Below are 19,987 nucleotides of genomic sequence, written 5' to 3'. Positions count from 1 at the left end.
TTATTCGTTCTTAGGTGCGACCCAGATCGTGGCCGGGCCGTTCAACAATTTGCGCAGCAGGGTCTCGGTAAAGGTCCAGATGTCCTGATCATGGACCAGATGATGGGTCAATACGCCAAATGGTTCAGCGTTGTCTGCGCGTCCTTCGCGCCGGTCGCGCAACAGATCAACTGTCTGCGCGATCAGGATGTCGGGGTTGATCAGACCGCGTGTACCGCGCCAGTCAATCGGGTCAAGATGGGTGTTAGTCTGTTCCAGCCCCGGTGCGGCAAAAGGTGTTTTGCGCGGCGTCGCAGTGGACAGGACTCGAAAGCCCAAACCCGGCAGCTGCGCAACCATCTCCGGCGCGATGCGGTTCCACGGAGGTACAAACATGGGCCGCATGTCGCCACCGAACATCGCATAAAGGCGGGTCATTCCTGCCTTTGCATCATCAACCATCTGGCCCAGCGGTCTATTGAGTCGGAACTCAGCCTTCTTCTCTCCCTCAGGCGCGTGGTTTTTGTGCGCCCAGCCATGCACCACAGGGATCAAACAGGGTCGGTCCGAGATATACTCGGCCAACGCATGGGTCGCGTCGTGGGGGATGACGGCTAGATGAACAGGCAGGCCCAATTTCGCAGACAGATCAGCCAATTGATCCAACGGTGGCGTCGGAGCGACGGCGTCATCGTCACGCCACCAGAGCGGAAATGACAAACCCGACGCACGCCAGTGATCCAGCTCGGTGTCCAAAGGATGCCAGTCGGAGGTCATGCACGCTGCTCCAGCAGGCGTTTGGCGATGCGTACGCTTTGGGCGGCGCCGTCAAATCCGAAATCCTGTTTTGCGCGAGGACCATCATCAACAACCCGTTTCACAGCTTCGGCTAGGGCGGTTCCGTTCAGGGCCTGACTTTCCAGAACTTCGATTGCGGACAGCCCGGACAAGCTCTGCCCGCGCAGACCTTGCTCAAGCTCTTTGCCATCATCGAATGGGACAAAAACCGCAGGCGTGCCGCTTTGCAGAATATCCATGGCGGTGTTGTAGCCGCACATGCTGACCGACGCGGCCGCAAGTGGCAACATCTGGCGAAAATCCGGGCGCACCGGTTCAAGAATGACCGAGGTTCCTTTGGCCTGTTCCGACAGTTCGGCAATCCGCGCCTTGGCATCCGTCCCGCCGACCAACAGGCGCCAGCGCCTGTTGGGCATCTGGCGGGCGGCCTCGATGGCCGCACGAAAGATCGGTTGCCCAACAGAGCCGCCGCCGGCGCTGACCAGAATTTCACCTTCACCCACCAAATCCGGGTGAGGTTGGGGCAATTCAGGCGCAACAAAGCCGGTATAGTGCAACCGGCCCGACAGTTGATCTGACATGGGCCAACTGACCGACAGAGGCGTCACGCTTTCGGTCGAGTGGACCAGTACGCCGTCATAATACTGGTTCACGAGGTCGTCCGCGCGCTCTGCTTTGGCAGGTTTCGAGGGCGGGGCCAGAATATCTCGGATCGACGCCAGAACAACCGGACGTACCGGCAGCTCAGTTGCTGTAATCATCGCCGCGTCGAACTCGGCGGCCAGCGATCGTCGGCCAAAGGGATAGAGCTCGGTGATCAGCACCTGTGGCTGGAACGTCTTTACGGCCTGAACCAGAGCCGTCACACGCGCCTCATGATAGGCGGCGTCAGCCTCTCCACCGGTTTCAGTCAGCAAGCGGGTGAAATTGGTGCCGTCCGACCTTAAAGGAGGCAGGCCAAACAACGTCATTCCACTGCTGTCCAACTGAGGTGCAGGCATTCCACCCGTCACAACCATGACCTCGTGCCCGTCATCTCGAAACGCGCGCCCAAGGGTAAGGGCTCGGCTGAGATGCCCTGTTCCCAATAGGTGCGTGACAATGATCATCACCTTCATGGCAAGGTCTCGCGTTTTGACAAGCGTATGGGATCGGGGTCTGCGGTCATGGTGTTCATATCGACGATATACAGCCGATTGCGTTTGATCTTGAAGGGGGGAGGCCCTTCGAAATTCCAACCCCAAGCTTGGGCCAGAATGACCCGCATGATGCCGATATGGCAGACAGCCACCGTTTCGTTTTGCAGCGTGGACAACCAAGGGCGCAGCCGCACCCGCACATCTTCCGGGCTTTCACCATTTGGCGGGCGGAAATCCCAACTCCAATCTTCGATATGTTTGTAGCCGCTTGTTGTGTCCGCGATCAGATCGACGCCGCGCTGACCCTCCCAATCGCCCCAGTTCATCTCGGTCAGCGCATCTGATGTCTGCGGTCTGCGACCCGAGACGATCTGTGCCGTCTCATAGGCGCGTTGCAACGGGCTGGACCAAAGGTCAGCCTGTGCCCACTTGTCCGGCAGGCGATAGCCAGCCAATTCCGTTCGTGCGTCATCGTCCAGGGGAATGTCGCTGCGGCCTTGTATCTGACCGGCGCGGTTCCAGTGTGTGTGCCCGTGGCGAAGTAACGCAAGCTTGGTCATGGCACATCCTTCAATAAGGGACGGAGGGTTGCCCAAAGGCGGGCAGTCGCTTGTGGCATGAGATGACGGTCAGCCACATAGTTGCGCGCAGCCGCACCGAGGGAGCGGCGCAGCGATGCGTCCTCCAGCAGAGTTTGCAGACGGTTTGCAAAGCCGTGCACCCCATCGTCAACTGATGGGTAAGTCGAAGGGGCCAGCACGTCCCGCACGCCCAGTCGATCTTGAGCAAGTACCGGTACGCCCGCAGCCTGCGCCTCGAGGTAAATCATCCCATAAGCTTCGTTCACACCAGGCCAAACCAGCAAAGAGGCGCGTTCATAGGCCGCTTGCAGCGCATCGCGGTCGAGTTGACCCAGAAAGCTGACCTTTTCTCCGAACGGGGCCATAATGGCCTCGACTTCTGATCGTGCGGGCCCATCCCCGGCAATGTTCAGATGCCAATCACCTGCCAGATGCGAAAGCGCTTCGGCCAGGATCTGGTAAGAGGCCAGCTTGTCCCCGTGTCGCATCATGCCAACGGTCAGCATGGGGCCTTCCCCGCTTGTTGCAGGGGGCAGCTCGGATTGCGGCAGAAATGGCGGCAGCTCGACCAAAGCCTGATCGCCAAAGCGATCCCGTTCCAATGTGATCAGGTCGTTGGCGGTGTGATAAAAGATGACATCAGCTGCATCGCAGGCTTGATGAGCATCAGCTGCAAAATCAGCCCAAGGCCCGGTCAACCGACTGGATGCGCGGGTGCTTTCCAACTGAACATAAGGAATGCCGCGCGCCTTGCAGACTTGCGGCCCCAACAAATCAGGGGCCTTATAATAGTTGTGATACGTGACCCACAAAGCCGTATCCGAGGGCAGGTTGGAAATTAACCGCTGTGCTTCTTCTTCTGCCGCGCCGCGCCGGGTTCGTTGCAGGACCGGATCGCCGCTCTTGTCATAGATTCTAAGGTCCGACACCAGATCAACCCTGTCGCCTTCGGCTTTGAGGGCCTTGATCAGGTTCCGCGCCATTTCGCGGTCGCCCGAGGGGGTCGGGCTGTTGGGGGATTTCATTGGTGCATAAAATGCGACCCGCGCCATCATGCGCCGTCCATGCACATGGCGTTCAGACGTTTGGAGAGTTGAGCGATCCCCGGATCCATCCGAAACTCGGCTATCAGCCGATCATAGGCAGCACGAGCCATCTGAGACGCTTGTTGAGGATTGTTTGCCAATGCTTCGATGGCTGCCGCCAATGCGGCCGGGTCGTCGTCCGACAATATGCCATGCGTTCCCGTTTGAATGAACTCCGGGATTGCCGACACCGGGGTCGACAGGATGGGCAACAGCTGAGATGCCGCCTCCATCAACACATTCGGCAGCCCGTCGCGGTCACCATCCGCCGCGATGCGGCTGGGCAGAACAAAGAGATCTGCCTTTCGCATCGCATCGATCACCTCGGGCTGATCGCAGGCACCTCTCCACGTGATGTGATCCCCGATGCCAGCGGCATGCGCTTGTGCCTGCAAAGCACCGCCTAAACCGCCGCCACCGATATGGGTCCAATGCCAGTCCAGTTTTTCAGGCAGTAGGGCAAAAGCCGTGATCAGCCGGTCGAACCCCTTCTTCTCAACCAGTCGCCCAACCGAAATCATATGAAATGGGCTTTCAATTGTGCGCAAAATGCGGGTCGGCGGGTCCGGAAACCGCGATAAGTCGAGCCCGTGATAGATCAGGTCCATGCGATCAGGATCATCCGCCAGACCCCGCAAATGCTCGGCCCCAATGGCTGTGCAGGTGGCGCCGAACGTGGCCCCATGTGTTGCGGACTGCAGCTTTTCGCGCTTTTCCCATTCGGGCGACGTCCAGATGTCCTTGGCGTGGGCTGAAAAGCTCCATGGCAATCCGCGCATGATGGCCGCATAGCGGGCAACAGACGACGGTGTGTGCATGAAATGCGCGTAAAGCCCCAGAACTTCGGCGGGTAGTTCAGCGGCCAGAACACAAGCTTGTCCAAAGCGTCGGATGCGATTTGGTGTTGGGTCGCGACGCAAATCCTGCCGCCAGATCCGATAGGCCTCGGCGTAGCCCGGCATGGTTTGCGCAACCGCGCGCGCGGCCCAGACTCGCTGCGGCTCCTCATAAAGGTATTCCGGCAAATAGTGCACCTGGCCGGTAAAACGGGCGTGCAAGGGATGTCGTTTGGTATCTGTCGGGTGGCGCAGCGACCAAATGTCGAACCGATGGCCCGCGTCCTGCAGTGCTACAAGCTCTTGCGCAATGAATGTTTCGGACAGTCGCGGCCATCCTTTGACCACAACTGCCAGCGTCGGAGAATCTGCGGTCATCCGGTGGCTCGTTCCTGTTCCCAGGTCAGCAGGCTGTCAATGCGATCAGTGACATAATCCAACCCGTCCAGCAAACCGGTCTGAATGGCTTGCGAGGGCAGGGCTTGTTCGGGCAAGTTGCGGATCGCGGTGATCATCGCCTCAGGTGTCAGGCCATCACGGTGCTCGTCCAGCATGTTGACCAAGCCCAGCCCTTCTGCGCGAGAGGCGCGAATCCACTGCTCCAGCCGGGGTGTGGTGCGTGGGACGATGACGGCACGCTTGTCGAAGGACAGAACCTCGCAAAAAGTGTTGTATCCGCCCATGCACACAACGCCCTCGGCCCCTGCGAACAGAGTTTCGATCTGGGATTCAAACCCGACCGCTGTCACGCGTCCGTTCAGTGCGGCAACACGTGTTTCGAATTCCTCGCGCAGTTCGCCCGACAGGAACGGGCCATACACCAGAACGGCGCGCGGAGACAGGTTTGGATCTTTTTCATACGCGGACAGGACGAGGTTCACCATCGCCTTGCCGTCGCCGCCCCCACCCGGGGTGATCAGGATATAGGGCTGCTCGGGCGGCTCACCAACCGGGCCCAGATCCCGACGCAGGTATCCTGTCCAGTGAATGCGGGATTGGGCCGCAGCACTGAGCGGCAAGCCCTGTGTGGGATCATAGATTGACTTCAAGCCATAGACCCAGATTTCATGATAAAACCGCTCAGTCGCCTCGACAGCTTCTTTGCGCGCCCATTCAGCGGCCAGCACTTCTGGTTCGTCCAGAACGTCTCGCAACCCTAACACCAGTTTCGTGCCGCAGTTTCGTTCCAGATAGTTCAGCGTCGGCAACAGTTCACCGCGGAAACCGGTTGGTTCTTTGTCCACTATAAGCACGTCGGGGTCGAATTGCTGAACAGCCGTCTGAATCAGACCCGAGCGCAGCTCGGTCACTTCATCGATGCCCATTCCAATTGTGCGCGCGGCATAGGATCCATCGGCGCGCTTGGTCACGCCAGGCAATCGCACGTGATCGACGCGGCGAGGAAAAGTAAAACGACCTGCCACCGGAGATCCGGTCAGAATAAGTGCCGACGCGCTTGGATCGGCTTGGGTGATCGCAGCCGCCAGAGCCCGCGACCGGCGCAAATGGCCAAGGCCGAACGTGTCATGGCTGTAAAACAGGATACGCGGCGCGCGGTCCGGTTTGGAGGTGGTGGTGCCTAGGCTCATAGAGTTGCCCGTCTTCTTGATCTCGATGCGAAATCCGCGCGTTCGCAAGCGTTATCGTATATTTTTTTGTCGTGCTTGCCAAAGGCGGAAAAGCGCCCCTGCAAATGTTCCAAGCATTGCGATTTGGCAACAGCATATTGACGAATTAGCGACATATCGCACCAAAGCTTGGAAAGGACCGCAAAAGGATCAAGGAAATTGCTGACACAAAGACGCCCGCAACCTGTGCAATGTCATATTCAATTTTTGCCAGATTGAAAATAGCTGCAACACGCCTGTGCGCCAATACCACGCCTCAACACGATATTGAGACAGAGGTGTGCGAGTGTTTGAACTGCCCTCAACGCTTGTTTATTCTGGCCTGCATCGGAAAATCTGGATGCAAGACCCTATGAAACAAACCTTTCTGGCCGCAATTGTCCTGACTTTGTGGGCTTTCGTTCTGGCTTTTCCGGTCAGCGTTTCGGCGCAGACGTCTTTGATTCCCGGTTACGGTTCGGGATCGAGCAGCGCGTCCGATACGGCGCCTGAAAACGATCTTGCCGCTGCGATCCGTGCCGCCAGCGAGGCCGGCGCAAGTGTGATTGTCATAGACAGCACCGGTCAGGTTGTAACAACGGCAGGCGGCGCCGAGGCAAGCTCAGCCGAAGGCGGCGGTGGGGCAAACAACCCCATGAGCGACGGATCGCAGCTGATGAAGGCGCAGGAGCGGTTCTCGAAATTCCGCGATTCGATGCAATCGCGGCTAGAAGCGCTGCCTTATTCGGTGTTCGAAGTGCAGTATATTCTACGTCAGACCAGTCCCGACGGGCGCATCCAGACTTATGTTGAGGTCTTGGGCTGGAATATCCTGTTCCTGCTATTGGGGCGTTGGCTGTCGATCGAGATTTACGGCAAACGCTTCGCTAGGCGCTGGGTTGTGGCGCGGGTCAAAGACAACCCCGTCGGATACCGCGAAAAGATGCCGTTCCTTGTCTTCCGTTTTGTGATGGGGATTGGAGGCACGATCTTTGCCATGCTGATGGCGCTGATTGTTGGGTATCTGTTCTTCGGCGAGGCCGAAGATATCTCGATCCAGTTTACAGTCACGGCCATCTTCACGGCGTTCTTTCTGGCGCGTACTGTCTCCGATCTGTGGCGGATGGTTCTGTCGCCCTATCTGAGCCAATACCGTCTGCCGCCTTTCTCGGACAAAAACGCCCGTAGGCTTTACATCTGGGCATCCGCGTTGGCGACCTACGATATCTCGGTTGTTTTGTTTGCGACCTGGGTCGCGGATTTTGGTCTGAACTACAACGTTTACGCCATGGTCTACGGCGGGCTGACGATGCTTGGCGCGTTGGGCAATGTTCTGATGATCCTGTTCAACGCTCGGGCGATCTCGCATGCGATCCGGGGTGGGCGGGCATCGGATCAGGTATCTTGGTTGCTGCGTGTCGTGTCCTATGGCTGGGCACCGGTCCTGATTGTCTACGTTGTGTTCAGCTGGTTCCGTTTGGCCGTTGATCTGGCGCTAGAGAATCCGACGCCAATTCCTCTGATTGCCAGCAGCTATCTGATCTTCATGTCCGTCGTCATCGCCTATGGCGCGATGAATTATCTGCTGGAACGGTATTTCGATCGGTCCCGCATGATTGACGAAATCAACGAAGAAGCCGCAGCAGCGGATGACGACATCGCACCGGCAGAAACGCCTGAGGCCGAACAGCGCAAGCAATACCTTCTGACTTACGAAGATCTGGCCCGCAGGGTTGCTGGTATTCTGGCCTTTGTGATCGGGGCTTATGCGCTTGTCGTCATCTGGTACCCGGACGCTGACTGGAGCCAGGACCTGCCGGTAGAACGTGCGCTGGATGTGATGGTCATACTCTTCATCGGCTACATCCTGTTTCATTTCTTCCGCATCTGGATTGACAGTAAGATCGCTGAAGAGGTCGATGACGGGAGCGAAGCCGAACTGGGTGATGAAGGCGGCGAGGGTGGGCAAAGTCGTCTGGCAACGCTGCTACCCTTGTTTCGCGGTGCGATTCTGGCCGTTGTTGTTGTGACAATCGTGCTGATTGTTCTGATGGAACTGGGCATCAATGTTAGTCCGCTGTTTGCTGGCGCCGGTGTGGTGGGTCTGGCTGTCGGTTTTGGTTCGCAGACATTGGTGCGGGATATCTTTTCAGGCGCGTTCTTCTTGTTGGATGACGCGTTCCGTAAAGGCGAATATATCGACATCGGGGATGTCAAAGGCACGGTGGAAAAGATCTCGGTCCGGTCTATGCAACTGCGTCACCATCTGGGTGCGCTGAACACCATTCCTTTTGGTGAGATCAAGGTGCTGACGAACTACTCCCGTGATTGGGTCATCATGAAACTGCCCTTACGCGTGACCTATGACACGGATGTCGAGAAGGTCCGCAAACTGATCAAGAAACTGGGTCAGCAACTGCTGAGCGATCCTGTAATCGGAGAGAACTTTATCCAACCGCTCAAATCGCAGGGTGTGATCGAGATGCAGGATTCCGCCATGATTATCCGGGTCAAGTTCATGACCAAACCGGGTGATCAGTGGTTGGTGCGTAAAAAGGTTTACCAGGACATTCGCGAATTGTTTGCTCGTGAGGGAATCAAGTTTGCACACCGTGAAGTCACCGTGAGATTGGCGGATGGCAAAGAAGCGGAGGACCTGACGCCCAAGCAGCGCGAAGCCGTGACCGGAGCAGTACAGACTGCAATCGACGAGGATTATCTGGACGACATCGGGCCGGGTGGCGACGACCGATAGGGGCTCTCCCGCCGCTTTGGATTGCGTCTATGGCAAGACGCCACACAAAGCATTGGGCCGGACCGCGCGTTCCGCGCGGCGGTTGGGTCACTGGGCGGTAAAAGGCCAAACAGGCTTGGATGTGCCCAGTTTCGATGCGGGCAAATCCCAACGCATAGATGTCCCACCGACTTGGAGCGCAGGTTTGAGTCGCTGGCCGGGCCCCCAGCCGGAGGTTTCGGGTTCTGTATTGTAGTCTGCGGTCGTTGGGCTGATGGGTGCAGCTTTGGTATCGTCCTTGCCGAGAACGGCTAGAAGCTCGGCGGTGCGTGCAAGGGACAGGTGGGCGTGCATGACGGAGTTCCCAGAAGCGGCCTCTGCCAGCGCTGACAGAACAGCGGCGGCCATCAAATAGCCCGTCGCATGATCCAAAGCCTGAACTGGCAATGGGGTCGGTTTATCTGCGTTTGCCCAGCCCATGCCGGTATGGGCAATGCCCGCGCTCATCTGCACAAGACTGTCAAAACCGCGCCGGGTAGACCATGGGCCTTGCCAGCCATATGCGTCCAGTGTGACCTCGATCCGGTTCGGAGCTAATTCGTCGCGTTTGGCGCGCGTCAGACCCAAAGCATCCAATGCGCCCGGTCGATACCCGTGCACAAACACATCCGCCTGAGACAGCAATTCTTGCAGCCGTTTCAGCCCCTCGTCTGATTTCAAGTCAAGATAGGCGCAGTGTTTCCCGAGCGAGATGTCGGGGATCACCCCAGGTTCATCCCAATCCGGTGGGTCGATTCGCAGAACCTCGGCGCCGAAACCTGCCAGTGTGCGAGTTGAAACCGGACCGGCCAGAACACGTGTCAGGTCAAGCACGCGTAGTCCCGCCAGGGGGCGTTCGGCAGTTGCCTGCGGCCTGTCGCGTAGTTTGACATAGCGCGGCCCCTGCCAACCGATCAGCGGATCGCGTGACACGGCACGTCCTTGCGGATGTTCCAGCCACTCGGTTCGACTGCGCATGGCAGCGGCAACTCCGCCTTCCGCGACCACAGCAGTTTCAAGCTGGGCTATGGACCACGATTTGACGGCAGCGGCCACTTTCTGTCGATCAGGCTGGGCACCAAGGACTTTCAACGCCGCGGTTCGATGGCGAGCCAGATTTGTATGCAACCTGATCCATCCGTCCGACGCTTTGTAGTCACCCGCGACGGCATCCCACAGGCTCGGCATTTCCCAACCGTCTGGTTTGAAGGAATAACCGAACCAAAGGGACGCCAGCCGGTGATCGACGGTGACTTCAGGTGGAGAAGAAGACAGGTTGAGCGCTTGCATCAACCGGGCCATTTCATGACCAACCGCCGCAAAGCTGGCTGTGGCCAGTTCGGACACAGCGAAAGCGCTCGGCAGCGCGCCTTCACCAGTTCTGCGATAGCTGTCCACAGCTGGAAGGGTTGCGAGGAGGCTCATTGCTGATAGGGGTCAAGACTGTCGCGCAACCCGTCGCCGAGGAAGTTGAATGCCAGCACGACCACGATGATCGGCAGCATGGGGATGGCCGTCCATGGGTAAATCTCGATCGAGGCGAGGTTCTGTGCGTCATTCAGCATGACGCCCCAACTGACGGCAGGTGCCCGCAGGCCCAACCCAAGGAAACTAAGTGCTGTTTCACCCAGGATCATGGCTGGTATCGACAACGTGGCAGATGCGATCAGGTGCGACATGAAGTTTGGCAGCAGGTGCTTGCGGATCACGCGGCCCGAACTTGCACCCATCATCTCAGCCGCGCGCACATATTCTTCCTCACGCAGTGAAAGGAACTTGGCGCGAACAGAACGCGCTAGGCCTGGCCAGTCGAGTATACCCAGAATGATCGAGATGATGAAGAAGACCGCGACAGGGCTCCAGTTCGATGGCACGGCGGCGGACAGAGCCAGCCAAAGCGGCAGTTCCGGCAGAGAGCGCAGAATTTCGATGACCCGGTTGATCGTCCAGTCGATGCGCCCGCCGAAATAGCCTGCCATCGAGCCGAACAAGATGCCCAAAAAGAACGACACAGAGATGCCGATCAGACCTACTGTCAACGAAAGCTGCGCGCCATATAGGATGCGGCTGAAGATGTCGCGGCCCAGCCGGTCAGACCCCCAAAGGAACAGGGTGGCGCCTTCTGGGGCGCAGAACAGATGGGTGTCGGACGGTATGAACCCGGCCAGGCGGTATTCGGACCCTTCGCAAAAGAACCTGATGGGGCGCGGGTCGTCTGTGTCGGGCACAAATTTCCACTGAAATGTCTCAAGATCCGCTTCGGCAACGATCGGATACACATAGGGGCCAATGAATTCGCCTTCATGGAACCAGTGAACTGATTGGGGCGGGGCATACAGGTGCTCGCCATTTCGGTCGTTGGGCCCATAGGGTGCGATGAACCCGGCAAACGGTAACATCAGATAACACAACAGCAGGAAAATGCCTGAAATCAGGCCAAGCTTGTGAGTACGGAATTTGCGCCAGACCAACACCCAGTTTGGTGCGTCCAGATCCGCACGCTCCAGTTGCTGAACAGATGCTTGCGGGTCAAAAGGCGCGTCATCGACAAAGCGGTCATCGGGACGTTCGGTCATGCTTCGCGCCCCTCATAACGGATGCGCGGATCGAGCATCACCAACAGAATATCCGAGATCATCGTACCGATCAGCGTGAGCAAAGCGACAAACATCAGGATGAACGCCGACAGGAACTGATCCTGCGTTTTCAAAGCCGTCAGCAGGGTCGGGCCAATGGTTTGCAGGCCCAGAACAACAGAAACTAGAACCGAGCCTGACACCATTGACGGAAGCAGGTTGCCGATATCAGCCACAAAAGGGTTGAACGCCACGCGCAGTGGGTATTTGGTCAGCATCCGCGACGGGGCCATGCCTTTGGCAATCGCAGTTTCGACATAAGGCTTGCCAAGCTCATCCAGCATATTTGCCCGCAGGCGCTGCATCATTGCCGACGCCCCAGAGGTGCCGATCACGAAGGTCGGCACGATCAAATGAATGAGAATAGATTTCAGCTTGTCCCAACTCATCGGCTGACCTTCGAACTTGGGATCCATCAGACCGCCAATGGGCAGGTTGAAATACTGGTGTCCGTAGTAGAACAAGATCAGAGCCAAAAGGAAGTTCGGCGTCGCCAGGCCCAAATATCCGACAAAGGCCGAGGTATAATCGATCCATGTGCGAGACCGCGCAGCGGCTATGACGCCCAATGGCAGCGCCACTGCATAGACGAACAGAATTGCGGCCAGGTTGACCACAACCGTGAGCCAGAGCGTGTCTCCGACAATTTCTGAAACCGGACGGTCAAATTCAAACGACCATCCATAGTTTCCCTGAATCAATCCGGAAAACCCGTGCGGCCCGGGCCAAAAGCCCATCCAGATCAGGTATTGCTCCCAGATGGGACGGTCCAGAGCGTATTCTGTGCGCAGAAACTCGGCTTTGGCGACACCGGCAGATTGGCCCGAGGCCTGAAGCTCGGCGATCTGGTTGCTCAGGTAGTCACCGGGCGGCAGGTTGATGATCGTGAAAATCAGAACAGAGACCACCAACAGCGTCAGCAGCATCGTGAAGAATCGATACACCGCATAGCGCAGCATGACCATTTTGCTGCTCCTGCTTAGTCGGCGAAAAAGAACTCATCCGGGCGGTGGATACCGAAATGCGCGCCGGGTTCCCATGCCCACATGGCCTGTTCCGGTACGTTGCGCAGACGGTTTGACACAACGACAGGCTGGGGTGCGCCATTCAGGATGCCAATCGCATACAATTGGTCCGCATGAATTTTCAGCATTTCCGTCCAGGCGGCTTTGCGTTCTTCATCGCTTGTGGCGATTTCCCAATCATGGGCCAGTTCCATAAGGCGTTCGGCTTCGGGCATGTCAGGGGCTTCGCCCACTTCGCCCTTTGTCTGGTAATACTGACCCCATTTGGGCCAAGCGAGGAACACCTGATCGGTGGGCGCCAGATAAGCAGGTGACGTATGGGCCTGCGGGATGCCGTCGTCCCATCCGAACCAAACCGAAGCCATCGAATTACCTGCAAACACCCGGTTGCGCAGAATATCGCGGTCCAGCGGACGCATAACCAGTTTGACCCCGATCTCGCGCCAGTTGTCGGTGACAATCTGCAAGGCGTTCTCGACCTCTTGCCGTTCACCGGCGGTTTCGATGATCAACTCCATCGGACGGCCATCGGGCAGCAGACGGATGCCATTCTTGTCGCGCTGAGTCAGACCGGCCTCGTCCAGCAGGGCATTGGCCTGATCAATATCGTATTGCGCCCAGGCCGCGGCGTTCTCTTCACTGTAGAAAGGCGATGCGGGCAGCACGGACATCGCCGCAGGACGCGCCAGTTTGAAATACAGAGCCTGATTGATTGTGTTGCGGTCGATTGCCAGCGACAAAGCGCGTCGAACGCGAACGTCACGCAACACGTCGCGCCAGACGTCATCGGCGAAGTTGAGGTTCGGATAAATCGCGACCTGGGATGCTACGCCCGTTTTCCAGAGCAGGGTTTTGTAACCGCCTTGTGCCTCACCTTTTTTAAGGATCGATGCATCGCGGAAAGCCAACCCGCGCCCCTGTAGATCGCTTTCACCTGCATTGGTTTTTGCAGCGACAAGACCGGGGGCCACAATCTCCATCTCGACCACGTCGATATAGGGCAGCTGTACTCCGTTGCTGTCGATACGGTGGTAGTAGGGGTTGCGCACGAAGTTGTGTCGGATCTTTTTGCCCGAGCTTGCGTTCAGCCAAGGCTGCAAGGTCGGCAGTTCGTGGTTGTCGAACTTGTAAAGGTTGTCCAGCTTGTTGTGCAACGCGGCCCAACTTTTGACCCTTGCGTCCTCAACAAGAAACGCCAGTTCCTCGGGATCGGCGTATTTCTCGTGATACTGTTTGAGGAAGGCGGACGGTCGGTAGATAAAGGGCGGCCGGGCATTGGCAAGCGTTTGCAGGAAGTCCGGGTTTGGATCCTCCCATTCGAAGATCACCGTGGTTTCATCAGGGAAGGTGACAGTGGGTGACTTGCCTTCGACGATCAGAAACTCAAGCGGACCCGAAGGGCTGAGCAATTCGTTGTTGGCGACCTCTTCCCACCAATAGCGGAAGTCTTCTGACGTAAAGGGCGAGCCATCCGACCATTTATGCCCTTCCCGCAGTTTCAGCGTGAACTTGCGATTGTCTTCGTTCTCGAACGAGGCCAGCAGGTCGGGCACAATTTCATAGTCCTGGTTAAACCCGACAAGGCGAGCATAGCCATAGACGACCATTTGGCGGATATCTTTCGACCGCGTCACCATCGTGCGCAGGGTGCCGCCCTGCGTTCCGAATTCGCGACCTTTGGCGGCCAGATCAACAACCAGCGGTTCTTTTGGAAGGCGTTCTTCAACAGGCGGAAGATTGCCAGCCTCAACCTCTGAGCTCCAGAAGGTGCTTTCCTGAGGCGCAGGAAGGGTTTCTGCCGTAGCGGGCAGCATCCCCGACAGGGCCAGCGCAGCGGCCAGGATCAGGGGGCGAGTGGTCTTAAACATGGCAACGTACCTTATGGCCCGGTTCCAATTCCACCAATGAAGGTATCACGGTGTCCGAGAAACGGAAGGCTTCTTCCCAACTGTCCGGCGCGCCGGCGCCCAGAGAGACCATTTGCAGGTCAATAGGACGGTTGATGTCGGGTTCGGGTTGAGCGGCAATCAGCGCCTTGGTGTAAGGATGACGCGGATTGTAGAAAAGCGTTTCGGGCGGTGCCTGTTCGACAATCAGGCCGCGCCGCATGACGGCAACTTCATCAGCGATCCGGGCGACAACGGCCAGATCGTGCGAGATGAACAGGTAAGACAGGTTCAGACTGTCTTGCAGGTTTTCCAGCAATGTCAGGATTTGTTCCTGAACCGAGACGTCCAGTGCCGACGTGGGTTCGTCACAAACGATCAGTTGCGGGTCCAGCATCATGGCGCGGGCTACTGAAAGGCGCTGACGCTGCCCGCCGGAGAACGCGTGGGGATAGCGTTTCAGCATGTCTGCTGTCAGGCCCACGCGTTGCAGCATCTCAGCGGCCTTCTCGCGCTGTTCAGCCACGGTGCCGATCTTGTGGATTTCAAGCGGCTCGGTCATTGCGTCTTGGATGCGCATTCGAGGGCTCAGCGAACTGTAAGGGTCCTGAAACACCATCTGCGCTTTGCGCTGAAACGCCGTGCGCTGGGCACGCGTCATGCTGTGCACCGTGATTGGGTCACCGTCAGGCGCGGTGCGGAAAAGAACTTCGCCGCCGGGATCTGGCAGTTCTGCCCCCAGTGCAATGCGGGCGGCCGTTGTCTTGCCGGATCCGCTTTCCCCAACAATGGCCAGCGTTTTGCCGCGCGACAGATTAAGGTCCACGCCGCGGCAGGCATAAATGGCCTTGTCGGCCTGCCACCCCTTGCTGGACCTCATCGTATAGGTCTTGGACACACCCTTCATCTGAAGGATCAGATCCTCGTCAGGCATGGGAATCCCTACGGCGTCCTGATCCGGTATTGCGGGTGCGGCGTCGAACAATTGTTTGGTATAGGGGTGTGCCGGTGCGGTCAGGATCGGTGCGGCGGGGCCTGATTCCATGATGCGGCCCTTGTGCATGACCACCACCTGTTCGGCCATATTGGCAACCACGCCGAGGTCATGGGTGACCAGGATCAGCGCCATGCCGGTCTCGCGTTGCAACTCTTTAATTAGGCCAAGCACCTGAGCCTGTGTCGTTACGTCAAGCGCAGTGGTCGGCTCGTCTGCAATCAGAAGTTCGGGCTTGGATACCATAGCCATGGCGATCATGGCGCGCTGACGCATGCCACCCGACAGCTCGAACGGGTACGAGTCATAAGCACGCTGCGGGTCTGGAAAACCCACGCGGTCAAACTGGGTCAGAACCTCTTTCCGGGCCTCAGCCTCGGACAACCCGCGATGCAGCCAAAGGACTTCGCTGACCTGATTGCCGATCTTGTGCAAAGGTGAAAGCGAGCGCATGGGTTCCTGAAAGATCATCGAAACCCGATTGCCGCGAATGTCGCGCATCTCGCGTTCTGAGATCGATGTCAGTTCCGACATCCCTTTGGAATCGTTCAGGGTTATTGTGCCGCTGCGGATCTGTGCAGAACGGGGTAGAATACGTAAAGCGGCCCGGCATGTGATGGTTTTGCCCGATCCGGATTCACCCACCAGCGCAAGCGTCTGACCGGCCTCGACGTCGAAGTTCACGTCCGTGACCACGGAATTGCCCGTACCAAAGCCAATGCTCAGGTTTCTGACGGACAACAACGCGCTCATGCGGGTTTTCTACCCGTTCGGCCAATAGGTAACATCGGTTGTTTCAACTCCCCGTGATTTTTTCATCAGTGTCGCGCGGTTCCGCCCGTCTAGTCAAACCCGTTCTTATGCTGAAATGTCGCGGAAATGTGAAACTTTGGGCTTCATCGCTACACAAAGTCTTGAGAATTTGTCATCTAGGGCCGCATCGGACGCATCTATGCTTTCGATTGGTATCAAGGAGATATTTACCGGTGTCCGAGAATCAAAGCCGTCTGGATCTGTTCATCGACCGCATGGTGTCGCAGCGTGCCTGTTTGGACTTTGCCATTGCGCATACCCACGGCATGGCAGGTCCGGTGTTCGAACTGGGTCTGGGCAATGGGCGCACTTATCACCATCTGGTGCAGCATATGGATGAGCGCCCGGTTTATGTGTTCGAGCGCGCGGTCGCCTCGCACCCAGATTCGACCCCACCAGAGGATCGGGTAATTCTGGGCGATGTGCGCGAGACCTTGCCGTCATCGGTTGACCGGTTTGGTGCAACCGCAAGCTTGATCCATGCGGATCTGGGCGGGCACAACCGCGAAAAGAACGATAAATTTGCACAATTCGTGTCGCCACTGATCGAGCCATTGCTGGCCCCGGGCGGCCTGATGGTGTCGAGTGACCGGATGTATTTCCAAGGACTGACGGAAATGCCGCTGCCCACAGGCGCTGTCGAAGGGCGCTGTTTCATTTACCGTCGCTGACCGAAAAGGGGCACAAGCATGATTTTCTACGACTGCTCAACGGCTCCTAACCCCAGGCGTGCCCGCATGTTCATTGCGGAAAAAGGACTTGAGATCGAGACCCGCGAAGTCTCCATCGCCAAGGGCGAGCAACTGAGTGCGGAATTCCGTGCCGTCAATCCGCGCGCCACTGTGCCTGTATTGGTCACAGATGAGGGCACAGTTCTGACCGAAAACATGGGAATTGCTGCATATCTTGAAGCGCGTTGCCCCGAACCGCCTTTGATGGGCCGCTCACCGGATGAAAAAGGTCTGGTTCTGACGTGGAATGCGATTGTCGAACAGCAAGGCGGTGCACCTATCGCCGAAACCCTGCGAAATAGTCATCCGGCTTTCAAAGACCGCGCCATTCCTGGCCCGTCCAACTATGCTCAGATCCCGGAACTGGCGCAGCGGGGAAAAGATCGTGTTGCGCGGTTTTATGATCTTTTGGAAGCGCGATTGACGGAAAGCCGGTTCCTTGCAGGGGATGAATTTACGCTCGCCGATATTTCTGCCTTTGTTTTTGTGGATTTTGCGCGGGTGATCAAAATGCGAATTCCCGAAGGCAATGCCGCCACAACGGCTTGGTTTGAAAGCATAAAAACTCGCCCCAGCGCCAGCCAATAGCAACCGGAATTTTTAGCGCCGCCTCCTGCTGACCTAGACTGTACAGAAATGTCTAGACAGAAGTGAACAGTGTCACTAGCGTCTCCGCAGATTCTGATTTGGGAGAGGTTCGGATGAAATCTCAGTATCGCGTTGTGGTCATTGGGGGCGGGGTTGTCGGCGCCTCGGTTCTGTATCACCTGGCCAAGTTCGGCTGGTCCGATGTTGTTATGCTCGAACGGCGGCGATTGGCGTCCGGGTCTTCTTGGCACGCGGCGGGTGGTATCCATGCACTGAACGCTGACCCAAACATGGCGACATTGCAGGCCTATACCATCGACCTTCTCAGCGAGATCGAAAAAGAGTCGGGCCAGAATATCGGTCTGCATATGACAGGTGGTCTGACCCTTGCCGGAACGCCCGAACGGTGGGAGTGGTTGCAGGCCAATTACCGCATTTTCCAGTCCATCGGGATCGATGATTGTGAATTGCTGACCCCGCAAGAGGCGCAGAAACGCTGCCCGATCATGTCGACGGATGGTGTGATCGGGGCCATGTGGGCGGATCGTGAAGGGTATATCGACACGACCGGCACTGTGCAGGCTTATGCAACAGCAGCCAAGAAACGTGGCGCTGAGTATTACGAGGAAACCAAGGTCGAAGAACTGATCCAGACCGATGATGGCTGGCAGGTCGTGACCGACAAAGGCACGATCACTTGCGAACACGTTGTGAACGCTGCGGGCCTCTGGGCCAAGCAGGTCGGGCGGATGGCCGGGGTCGAGTTGCCGGTGTCGCCGCTTAAGCACCACTATCTGATCACCGACACGGTGCCAGAAGTTGCTTCCGCCGATTTTGAGATGCCCATGACCGTGGATCTTGAAGGGTTCACCTATATGCGACAGGACCAAAAAGGCGTTCTGGTCGGCATTTACGAGGTCGATCACGAGCACTGGGCCATGGATGGCGCGCCCTGGAACTACGGCGAAGAATTGTTCCAGGAACAGCTTGACCGGATTGAGAACGAACTGACCCTGGGCTTTGAACGTTACCCCTCGATCCAAAATGTTGGCATCAAGACATGGGTGAACGGGGCCTTTACGTTCTCGCCAGATGGCAACCCATTGGTTGGGCCTGTCCCCGGCAAACGTGGCTATTGGTCTGCCTGCGCTGTGATGGCGGGCTTCCTGCAAGGGGGTGGCGTTGGCAAGACTCTGGCTGAATGGATGATCCATGGTGAGCCCGAGGCCGATGCCTGGTCCATGGATGTGGCCCGTTACGGCGATTATGCACAGAACAAACGCTATATCCGCGAAACCACAGGGCAGTTCTATTCCCGCCGTTTTGTGATGACCTATCCGAACGAACAGCTGCCCGCAGGCCGTCCGCTCAAGATGGCCCCGGCACATGACGCAATGACAGAAGCAGGTTGCAAATGGGGCGTCAGCTGGGATTTGGAAGTGCCGCTATATTTCGCAGAGAAAGGGTTCGAAGAAACGCCGACGCTCAAGCGGTCTAACGCACATGACATCGTGGCTGAAGAGTGCAAAGCCATCCGTGAGGGTGTGGGCCTGATGGATATTTCGGGCTTTTCGCGGTTTGAAGTCACCGGCCCGAATGCCCAAGCGTGGCTGGACAGGGTTATGGCTTCGAAATTGCCTGCGCCGGGGCGTGCGAAGCTTGCCCCGATGCTGGGCGAGGACGGACGGCTCAAGGGTGACCTGACCGTGTTGAACTGGGGCGACGGCACCTGGTGGATCATGGGCAGCTATTATCTGCGCGCCTGGCACAAGCGCTGGTTTGACGATCACATGATTGAAGGGGTCGAACTGCGCGATTTGGGTGAGGAATACTGTGGTTTTGCCGTGGTTGGACCGAAATCGCAGGCTGTTGTCGAGAAGTTGGCGGAACAGGACATCTCAGGGCTCAAGTTCATGGGCTGTGGCGATTTCGACATCGGCCTTGTCCGGGCTCGTGTGGCGCGTATGTCGGTGACCGGCGAAAAAGGGTACGAGATCAACTGCCGCTATGGCGACCACATCAAGCTGCGCCGTATCTTGTTAGAGGCCGGTGCCGAAGAATGCATTCGCGAGGTTGGTTTCAACGCCATGGGGTCGACCCGGTTGGAAAAGAGCTTTGGCATTTGGTCAGCGGAATTCACTCAAGCCTACACACCCGGCATGACCGGCATGGATCGCTGGATCGATTGGGAAAAAGAGTTTGTCGGTAAAGAGGCCGCGCTGGCTGAACGTGATGGCAATGGTCCGGCACAGGTGCAGGCGACGCTGGAAATCGATGCGGTTGATGCGGATGCCAGCGGGTACGAGCCGATCTGGGCCAATGGTGAACGCGTTGGTTTTGTGACCTCGGGTGGCTATGGGCATTACACCGGCAAATCGCTGGCAATGGCTCTGATTGACCGCGACAAGGCTGAGCCGGGCACCGAACTGTCCGTCCATGTGGTTGGCGTGGAACGGTCGGCACGCGTGGTTGCGCCGTCGCCTTATGACCCGCAAGGCAAAGCGATGCGAGGCTGA

At 57.6% G+C, this 19,987-nt stretch carries 15 protein-coding genes; 4 read left to right on the top strand and 11 right to left on the bottom strand.

Annotated features, from left to right (window positions below; all coding sequences use genetic code 11):
* The 6 genes from ACR0EV_RS17200 to ACR0EV_RS17175 are packed head-to-tail and all read right to left on the bottom strand — an operon-like array spanning position 1 to position 6,007.
* On the bottom strand, positions 1-756 hold the full coding sequence (locus tag ACR0EV_RS17200; RefSeq protein ID WP_480801205.1) for a polysaccharide deacetylase family protein: 756 nt from the start codon (positions 754-756) through the stop codon (positions 1-3).
* Positions 753-1,895 (bottom strand): glycosyltransferase family protein, encoded by a 1,143-nt coding sequence (locus ACR0EV_RS17195; protein WP_480801204.1) that lies wholly within the window; start codon positions 1,893-1,895, stop codon positions 753-755. Before ACR0EV_RS17195 ends, ACR0EV_RS17200 begins: the two co-directional genes overlap by 4 nt.
* Positions 1,892-2,476 carry a histidine phosphatase family protein gene (locus tag ACR0EV_RS17190; RefSeq protein WP_480801203.1) on the bottom strand — a complete coding sequence of 195 codons (585 nt, stop codon included), beginning with the start codon at positions 2,474-2,476 and terminating at the stop codon, positions 1,892-1,894. The genes ACR0EV_RS17195 and ACR0EV_RS17190 overlap by 4 nt, the downstream gene beginning before the upstream one ends.
* Complete coding sequence (locus ACR0EV_RS17185; RefSeq protein WP_480801202.1) at positions 2,473-3,549, bottom strand: glycosyltransferase family 4 protein; 1,077 nt, start codon at positions 3,547-3,549, stop codon at positions 2,473-2,475. Before ACR0EV_RS17185 ends, ACR0EV_RS17190 begins: the two co-directional genes overlap by 4 nt.
* Entirely contained in the window at positions 3,549-4,796 is a 1,248-nt protein-coding gene (locus ACR0EV_RS17180; RefSeq protein ID WP_480801201.1) for a glycosyltransferase family 4 protein, read from the bottom strand. The genes ACR0EV_RS17185 and ACR0EV_RS17180 overlap by 1 nt, the downstream gene beginning before the upstream one ends.
* Positions 4,793-6,007, bottom strand: a complete 1,215-nt coding sequence (locus ACR0EV_RS17175; RefSeq protein ID WP_480801200.1) for a glycosyltransferase family protein — start codon at positions 6,005-6,007, stop codon at positions 4,793-4,795. Before ACR0EV_RS17175 ends, ACR0EV_RS17180 begins: the two co-directional genes overlap by 4 nt.
* A gap of 391 nt (positions 6,008-6,398) precedes the next feature.
* Here ACR0EV_RS17175 and ACR0EV_RS17170 point away from each other — a divergent pair, with 391 nt between their 5' ends.
* Entirely contained in the window at positions 6,399-8,780 is a 2,382-nt protein-coding gene (locus tag ACR0EV_RS17170; RefSeq protein ID WP_480801199.1) for a mechanosensitive ion channel domain-containing protein, read from the top strand.
* An 87-nt stretch (positions 8,781-8,867) separates the two neighbouring features.
* Here the strand turns inward: ACR0EV_RS17170 and ACR0EV_RS17165 are convergent, their stop codons facing one another.
* From ACR0EV_RS17165 to ACR0EV_RS17145, 5 genes are read right to left on the bottom strand one after another with little or no spacing between them, the layout of a single operon-like run.
* Complete coding sequence (locus ACR0EV_RS17165; RefSeq protein WP_480801198.1) at positions 8,868-10,223, bottom strand: CoA transferase; 1,356 nt, start codon at positions 10,221-10,223, stop codon at positions 8,868-8,870.
* A complete protein-coding gene (locus ACR0EV_RS17160; protein WP_480801197.1) occupies positions 10,220-11,374 on the bottom strand; it encodes an ABC transporter permease in 1,155 nt (384 codons plus the stop codon). The genes ACR0EV_RS17165 and ACR0EV_RS17160 overlap by 4 nt, the downstream gene beginning before the upstream one ends.
* Positions 11,371-12,399 carry an ABC transporter permease gene (locus ACR0EV_RS17155; RefSeq protein ID WP_480801196.1) on the bottom strand — a complete coding sequence of 343 codons (1,029 nt, stop codon included), beginning with the start codon at positions 12,397-12,399 and terminating at the stop codon, positions 11,371-11,373. The genes ACR0EV_RS17160 and ACR0EV_RS17155 overlap by 4 nt, the downstream gene beginning before the upstream one ends.
* 14 nt (positions 12,400-12,413) lie before the next feature.
* On the bottom strand, positions 12,414-14,327 hold the full coding sequence (locus ACR0EV_RS17150; RefSeq protein ID WP_480801195.1) for an ABC transporter substrate-binding protein: 1,914 nt from the start codon (positions 14,325-14,327) through the stop codon (positions 12,414-12,416).
* Positions 14,320-16,092 carry an ABC transporter ATP-binding protein gene (locus ACR0EV_RS17145; protein WP_480801194.1) on the bottom strand — a complete coding sequence of 591 codons (1,773 nt, stop codon included), beginning with the start codon at positions 16,090-16,092 and terminating at the stop codon, positions 14,320-14,322. Before ACR0EV_RS17145 ends, ACR0EV_RS17150 begins: the two co-directional genes overlap by 8 nt.
* Positions 16,093-16,325: 233 nt before the next feature.
* On the opposite strand from ACR0EV_RS17145, the gene ACR0EV_RS17140 reads away from it, so the two are divergent.
* The 3 genes from ACR0EV_RS17140 to ACR0EV_RS17130 all read left to right on the top strand — a co-directional run bounded on the left by ACR0EV_RS17140 (position 16,326) and on the right by ACR0EV_RS17130 (position 19,987).
* Complete coding sequence (locus ACR0EV_RS17140) at positions 16,326-16,823, top strand: class I SAM-dependent methyltransferase (RefSeq protein ID WP_480801193.1); 498 nt, start codon at positions 16,326-16,328, stop codon at positions 16,821-16,823.
* 18 nt (positions 16,824-16,841) lie between these two features.
* A complete protein-coding gene (locus ACR0EV_RS17135; RefSeq protein WP_480801192.1) occupies positions 16,842-17,471 on the top strand; it encodes a glutathione S-transferase family protein in 630 nt (209 codons plus the stop codon).
* A 113-nt stretch (positions 17,472-17,584) separates the two neighbouring features.
* The gene (locus ACR0EV_RS17130; RefSeq protein WP_480801191.1) at positions 17,585-19,987 is read left to right on the top strand and encodes a GcvT family protein; all 2,403 of its coding nucleotides are present in this window, start codon (positions 17,585-17,587) and stop codon (positions 19,985-19,987) included.

The sequence above is a fragment of the Ruegeria sp. CF8 genome, assembly GCF_056537285.1.
This window is presented reverse-complemented; position numbering and strand designations above follow the sequence as displayed.

Excerpts from the sequence above, each read along its gene's own strand:
- ACR0EV_RS17135 (WP_480801192.1), top strand. The coding sequence starts at position 16,842 with ATGATTTTCTACGACTGCTCAACGGCTCCTAACCCCAGGCGTGCCCGC.
- ACR0EV_RS17160 (WP_480801197.1), bottom strand. The coding sequence starts at position 11,374 with ATGACCGAACGTCCCGATGACCGCTTTGTCGATGACGCGCCTTTTGAC.
- ACR0EV_RS17165 (WP_480801198.1), bottom strand. The coding sequence starts at position 10,223 with ATGAGCCTCCTCGCAACCCTTCCAGCTGTGGACAGCTATCGCAGAACT.
- ACR0EV_RS17190 (WP_480801203.1), bottom strand. The coding sequence starts at position 2,476 with ATGACCAAGCTTGCGTTACTTCGCCACGGGCACACACACTGGAACCGC.
- ACR0EV_RS17145 (WP_480801194.1), bottom strand. The coding sequence starts at position 16,092 with ATGAGCGCGTTGTTGTCCGTCAGAAACCTGAGCATTGGCTTTGGTACG.
- ACR0EV_RS17185 (WP_480801202.1), bottom strand. The coding sequence starts at position 3,549 with ATGGCGCGGGTCGCATTTTATGCACCAATGAAATCCCCCAACAGCCCG.
- ACR0EV_RS17200 (WP_480801205.1), bottom strand. The coding sequence starts at position 756 with ATGACCTCCGACTGGCATCCTTTGGACACCGAGCTGGATCACTGGCGT.
- ACR0EV_RS17170 (WP_480801199.1), top strand. The coding sequence starts at position 6,399 with ATGAAACAAACCTTTCTGGCCGCAATTGTCCTGACTTTGTGGGCTTTC.
- ACR0EV_RS17155 (WP_480801196.1), bottom strand. The coding sequence starts at position 12,399 with ATGGTCATGCTGCGCTATGCGGTGTATCGATTCTTCACGATGCTGCTG.
- ACR0EV_RS17150 (WP_480801195.1), bottom strand. The coding sequence starts at position 14,327 with ATGTTTAAGACCACTCGCCCCCTGATCCTGGCCGCTGCGCTGGCCCTG.
- ACR0EV_RS17175 (WP_480801200.1), bottom strand. The coding sequence starts at position 6,007 with ATGAGCCTAGGCACCACCACCTCCAAACCGGACCGCGCGCCGCGTATC.
- ACR0EV_RS17130 (WP_480801191.1), top strand. The coding sequence starts at position 17,585 with ATGAAATCTCAGTATCGCGTTGTGGTCATTGGGGGCGGGGTTGTCGGC.
- ACR0EV_RS17180 (WP_480801201.1), bottom strand. The coding sequence starts at position 4,796 with ATGACCGCAGATTCTCCGACGCTGGCAGTTGTGGTCAAAGGATGGCCG.
- ACR0EV_RS17195 (WP_480801204.1), bottom strand. The coding sequence starts at position 1,895 with ATGAAGGTGATGATCATTGTCACGCACCTATTGGGAACAGGGCATCTC.